Source organism: Mycobacterium sp. NAZ190054, assembly GCF_001545925.1.
Taxonomy (GTDB): Bacteria; Actinomycetota; Actinomycetes; order Mycobacteriales; family Mycobacteriaceae; genus Mycobacterium.
Window position 1 is genome coordinate 1 of record NZ_LMVQ01000250.1, and the last position, 5,473, is coordinate 5,473.

Below are 5,473 nucleotides of genomic sequence, written 5' to 3' on the forward strand. Positions count from 1 at the left end.
TACGCCGACCACCGAGATCTCCCCTCTTCCCCTCCCCGCCGCTCTTCCGATCTGGACTTCAGCCGGTACCTGCCCACCGACGTGTCGCCGCTGCGGGTGTTCGGGTTCACCACCGCCGGCGCCCGCGTTCGGGTGCCCGGACGTTCGGCGCCTAGACTCGCCGGTGATGACATCTACACCGAATGACCTGGACGCGGCTGTTCGCGCCGCGCTCACCAAGGTGATCGACCCCGAACTCCGGCGTCCGATCACCGACGTGGGCATGGTCAAGAACGTCACGGTCGAGCCCGACGCCTCGGTGCACGTCGAGGTCTACCTGACCACCGCGGCCTGTCCGAAGAAGACCGAGATCTCCGACCGCGTCACCCGCGCGGTGCAGGATGTCCCCGGCACCGGCGCGGTCACGGTCAGTCTCGACGTGATGAACGACGAGCAGCGCGCCGAACTGCGCAAGCAGCTGCGCGGCGACTCGCGCGAACCGGTGATCCCGTTCGCCCAGCCCGGTTCGCTGACCCGGGTGTACGCGGTCGCGTCGGGCAAGGGCGGTGTCGGCAAGTCCAGTGTCACCGTGAACCTGGCGGCCGCGATGGCCGCCCGCGGCCTGTCCGTCGGGCTCCTCGACGCCGACATCTACGGCCATTCGGTGCCGCGGATGATGGGCACCACCGACCGGCCCACCCAGGTCGACTCGATGATTCTGCCGCCCGTCTCGCACGAGGTACGGGTCATCTCGATCGCGATGTTCACCCAGGGCAACACACCGGTGGTGTGGCGCGGCCCGATGCTGCACCGCGCGCTGCAGCAGTTCCTCGCCGATGTGTACTGGGGCGATCTGGACGTCCTGCTCCTCGACCTCCCTCCGGGCACCGGTGACATCGCGATCTCGGTGGCCCAGCTGATCCCCGGCGCCGAGATCCTCGTGGTCACCACGCCGCAGCTGGCCGCCGCGGAGGTGGCCGAGCGGGCCGGCGCGATCGCGCTGCAGACCCGTCAGCGCATCGCCGGCGTCGTGGAGAACATGGTCGACGGACCGGTCATCAAGATGTTCGGGGAAGGCGGCGGCCGCCACGTCGCCGAGAGCCTGTCCCGCGCCGTCGGCGCCGACGTGCCGCTGCTGGGCCAGGTGCCGCTGGATCCGGAGCTGGTGGCCGCGGGCGACTCCGGCGTGCCGCTGGTGCTCAGCGCACCCGACTCCCCCGCGGGCAAGGAGCTGGGCAAGATCGCCGATGCGTTGTCGAGCCGCAAGCGCGGCCTGGCCGGGATGTCCCTGGGGCTGGATCCGGCGGGCCGTTAGCGGCCCGGTTCAGGTGGCGTCGGAGTCGAACGGCGTCGCACTCGACGGCCGGGCGCCGGCATCCGGCGCGTTCTGCGCGGCGGCCGCCGGTCCGGGGCTCGACTGGGGTTTCTCCGGCGGGCTCGGCGGTTTGCCGTTCTGGTCGAACTTGCCGGTGAAGATCGAGTCGTCGCCGTCGAGAAGGTGTTTGGTCAGCGCCGCGCGCGGGGTCATGCCGCGCAGCTTCTGCAACTCCGACAACGGCTCTCGCAGGTCGTCGAAATCCGAACCCAGCTCCTCGCGCAGCTGACTGGTCGCGCCGGTGACGTAGTCGCGCACCTGACGCACCGCCCCCGCCGTCCAGCGGATGGCCCCGGGCAGCCGCTCCGGCCCGAGGATCACCAGACCGGCGATCACCAGAACCAGCATCTCGCCCCAGCCGACGTTCGCGAACATGACTACGTGCTGTCGTCGCCGTTGGGGGTCACCGTCAGCGTGACCGGCCGCCCGTCGCGGAGGACCTCGACAGGCGCCGGCTCCCCGATCTTGAGCTGACGCACCGCGACGATGAACTCGTCGGCGTCGGCGACCTCACGGTCACCGACCTTCACGACGACGTCGTTCTCCAGGATGCCCGCGCGTTCGGCAGGGCTGTTCGGTGAGACGTCGGCGATCTGCGCGCCCTTGGCCACGTCGTTGCTCACCGACCGTGCGGTCAGCCCGAGCGTCGGATGGGCGATCTTGCCGTCCCTGATCAGTGTCTCGACGACCTGCTTGACCTCGTTGACCGGAATCGCGAAGCCGAGGCCGCTGGCGCTGTCGGACAACGACTTCCCCGCGGTGTTGATGCCGATGACCTCGGAGTTCATGTTGATCAGCGGACCGCCGGAGTTGCCGTGGTTGATCGACGCGTCGGTCTGCACACCGTCGATCACCGTGTCGGTGTCAGAGCCGTCACCGGACAGCGGGACGGGTCGGTGCAGCGCGCTGATGATGCCGTGGGTGACCGTGCTCTTCAGGCCGAGCGGGGCACCGGCGGCGATCACCTCTTCGCCGACGCGCAGCTTCTCGGAGTCACCCATGCGGGCGACGGAGAGGTTGTCCACGTTGTCGACCTTGAGCACCGCCAGATCGGTCTTGGGGTCGCGGCCGACCAGGTTCGCGGGCACCTCCGAGCCGTCGTTGAACACGACCGACATCTGGAACTCGCTGGGGTTGGTGGCGGCTTCGGAGATGACGTGGTTGTTGGTGACGATGTACCCGCGGCCGTCGATGACGACGCCGGAGCCCTGCGAGCCCTCCCGGTCACTGGTCGCCTCGATCGTCACCACCGAATCAGCCACTGCGGCAGCGACTTTGACGAACTGTCCGGCGGCCTCCTCGCCGTCGCCACCGCTGGTCTCCAACGTGACCTTCGAGGTGGTGAAGGCGGTGACCACCTCGGCGGTGGTGCGCCCCACCCAGCCGCCGGCGACGCCGATGAGCAACGCCGTGATGCCGAGCACGACGAGCGCCACGTAGGAGACCTTGCCGCCGAACAGCACGTCGCGCACGCCCAGCTTGCCCACCGGTGCGGCCACCTGGGCGGACCCGGTGGGGGCCAGCGCGGGGGTGCCCAGCGCGACCGGGGCACCCGGATTGCGCCACGGATCGTCGAGTTCGTCAACGTCGCCCTCACGCTCGGCCTCCATTGCGCCGGCATCGGTGGGATGGCGTTGCAACGAGTCGCCGCCCGGATAGGGGCGGCCGAAAGCCTCGGCCAGCACCGGGTCCGGCGCCTGGTCCCTGGGGGTGTACTCGCCCTGGTCACGATGCTTGTCGGCGCCCAGGAACGAGCCGCTCACCCCGGCGGGTCTGCCGAATGCGCGCTGAGCGGCCGGATCGACCGGCGGACGCGACACCGGCCGCGGCTCAAGGCGTTCCCGACCGGTCTGATCCAGATTGGTCACCCGTACATCGCCCTTTCATGCCCTTCCACGGATTCAGCGGTCTTCTCGCGCCGTTCTGACAACCCCCGGCGACGGTGCCAGCAATCGTGGTCGATTTCGGTTCTAGCCTACCGGCGCTTACGGCGGGATCGCTGCGTGCCGTCAGCTAAGGGCGACGGATCAGGTGGCTGCGGATTTTCCATCGGGGTGTGGTTCGGGATCTGGGACAACAGGCCCAGCAGGGAGCTCGGCATCGCGACGGGCCGCGACTCCCGCAACGCCTCGCGCGCCTGTCGCTGGGCGTCGACCTCCAGTGCGCACTCCGGGCACAACGACAGGTGGTGCGCGGCCCGCAGGTGCGCCGACATGCGCAGCTCGCCGTCGACGAACGCGGCGATCGCCTCGATGGACAGGTGTTCGGTGGAGCCGAACTGGCGTGGACCCACCGGGTCGTTGCTCTGCGACGCGAGCTGGGTCGGGAGCCAGGAGAAGGCTCGGCGGAACGCGTGTCCGGGATCGACCACCACCTGGCTCCTCTCCACTCGGCGTCGTGTGGGCTGTGCTGCCGACGATGTACCTCGAATGTAGCGCGGCACGCTGCGCGGCATCTGCCGAACGTCAGGCGGAGCGGGCGGCGTCCCGGCCGGCGCCGGCCTCGGAGTGACGGGCGAGGTACTCGCGCAGCGCCTGCCTACCCCGGTGGATACGGCTGCGCACGGTGCCCAGTTTGACGCCGAGCGTCGCGCCGATCTCCTCGTAGGACAGACCCTCGATGTCACACAGGACGACCGCGGCGCGGAACTCCGGCGCCAGCGAGTCCAGGGCGGCCTGCAGGTCCGGACCCAGCCGCGAATCGTGATAGATCTGCTCCGGGTTCGGCTCGTCGGCGGGCACCCGGTCGTAGTCCTCGGGCAGCGCCTCCATCCGGATACGTCCGCGACGGCGGACCATGTCGAGGAACAGATTGGTCGTGATGCGGTGCAACCAGCCTTCGAACGTGCCGGGCTGGTAATTCTGCACCGACCGGAACACCCGGATGAACGTCTCCTGGGTCAGGTCCTCGGCGTCGTGCTGGTTGCCCGACAACCGGTAGGCCAGGCGATACACCCGGTCGGCGTGCTGGCGGACCAGTTCGTCCCAGCTCGGCATCGCGGCCTTGTCGCCCGTGGCGTCGAACACCGCGGTACCGGTCAACTCGTCGGTCGGCTCGACCCACTCGGCATCGGTGAACTGCTCCAGGTGCGCCATGGTCACCGGTGCAGCGACGGGAGCGGCCGCGGGGCCGTGCGTGGTGGTCGTCGGATCCTCCAGGTCGTGCGGAAAGCGGCCCCCGGTTGACGACCGCTCGTCGTCGACAACAACGCGTGCCGGGGGGTTGTTCCCGGCACGCGTGGAGTCGGTGCGTGCGCTGTTTGCGCCGTCTCTCATGCGATCACGGTCTCCTGTGCTGGTGTGGCAGGCATATGAGCAAACTGAACTTTCCCTGAGAAACATCGCTACCCGGTTTTCGACCAGCGGAAACGGGTCGGGGGCCGGCGAAATCCGGCGTCCCCGGCCGGGCGTGTCGTAGTCGCGGGCGACGCGGACTTGGCTCTACGCTGCGGGCATGGCCAGCACCGACGAGCCCGGCGCCGAATCCGGCGATTCCACCGCCCGGGCCCGGCAGGCCGAGGCGATCGTCAATCACGCCGAGCACTCGATCTCCGAGGACGACATCGTCGCCGCTGCGCGCGAACGGGCCGTCGACATCGGCGCCGGCGCCGTGACCCCCGCGGTGGGCGCGCTGTTGTGCGTGCTGGCGAAGCTGACCGGCGCCCGCGCGGTCGTCGAGGTCGGCACCGGCGCCGGGGTCAGCGGGCTCTGGCTGCTGTCGGGCATGCGCGAGGACGGCGTGCTGACCACCATCGACGTCGAGCCCGAACACCAGCGCATCGCCAAGCAGGCGTTCACCGAGGCCGGCGTGGGTCCCGGCCGGACCAGGCTGATCAGCGGCCGGGCCCAGGAAGTTCTGACCCGGCTGGCCGACGAGTCCTATGACCTGGTGTTCATCGACGCCGCACCCGCCGACCAGCCGCATTTCGTCACCGAGGGCGTCCGGTTGCTCCGCCCCGGTGGCGCGATCGTCGTGCACCGCGCCGCGCTCGGCGGTCTGCTGTTCGCCCTTCAGGGGTTCGGCGCGGTGGCAGGCAGCCCGATGACCGGCACCACGACGTGGTCTGTGCTGGGGCCGATCATCGCGATCGTCGGTGTGCTCGTCGCCGTCGTCGGCTGG

At 69.8% G+C, this 5,473-nt stretch carries 7 protein-coding genes; 3 read left to right on the top strand and 4 right to left on the bottom strand.

The window, feature by feature from the left end:
* Together ASJ79_RS34040 and ASJ79_RS17615 are read left to right on the top strand one after the other, a co-directional pair.
* Positions 1-186, top strand: a 186-nt coding sequence (locus ASJ79_RS34040; protein WP_231750894.1) for a hypothetical protein, incomplete at its 5' end; no start/stop codon positions are given.
* A complete protein-coding gene (locus tag ASJ79_RS17615) occupies positions 167-1,294 on the top strand; it encodes an Mrp/NBP35 family ATP-binding protein (RefSeq protein ID WP_067957723.1) in 1,128 nt (375 codons plus the stop codon). The genes ASJ79_RS34040 and ASJ79_RS17615, both read left to right, overlap by 20 nt.
* A 9-nt stretch (positions 1,295-1,303) precedes the next feature.
* On the opposite strand, the gene tatB is transcribed toward ASJ79_RS17615, so the two are convergent.
* The 4 genes from tatB to sigE all read right to left on the bottom strand — a co-directional run bounded on the left by tatB (position 1,304) and on the right by sigE (position 4,629).
* Positions 1,304-1,729 carry a Sec-independent protein translocase protein TatB gene (gene tatB / locus ASJ79_RS17620; RefSeq protein WP_067957725.1) on the bottom strand — a complete coding sequence of 142 codons (426 nt, stop codon included), beginning with the start codon at positions 1,727-1,729 and terminating at the stop codon, positions 1,304-1,306.
* Positions 1,730-1,731: 2 nt separating this feature from the next.
* On the bottom strand, positions 1,732-3,222 hold the full coding sequence (locus ASJ79_RS17625; RefSeq protein ID WP_067957729.1) for a S1C family serine protease: 1,491 nt from the start codon (positions 3,220-3,222) through the stop codon (positions 1,732-1,734).
* Between the two features lie 107 nt (positions 3,223-3,329).
* Entirely contained in the window at positions 3,330-3,725 is a 396-nt protein-coding gene (gene rseA, locus ASJ79_RS17630; RefSeq protein WP_067957735.1) for an anti-sigma E factor RseA, read from the bottom strand.
* Between the two features lie 94 nt (positions 3,726-3,819).
* Positions 3,820-4,629 (bottom strand): RNA polymerase sigma factor SigE, encoded by an 810-nt coding sequence (sigE, locus tag ASJ79_RS17635; RefSeq protein ID WP_067957732.1) that lies wholly within the window; start codon positions 4,627-4,629, stop codon positions 3,820-3,822.
* 178 nt (positions 4,630-4,807) lie between these two features.
* Between sigE and ASJ79_RS17640 the strand changes: the two genes are divergently transcribed.
* A partial coding sequence (locus ASJ79_RS17640) for an O-methyltransferase (RefSeq protein WP_231750895.1) occupies positions 4,808-5,473 on the top strand: 666 nt, incomplete at its 3' end.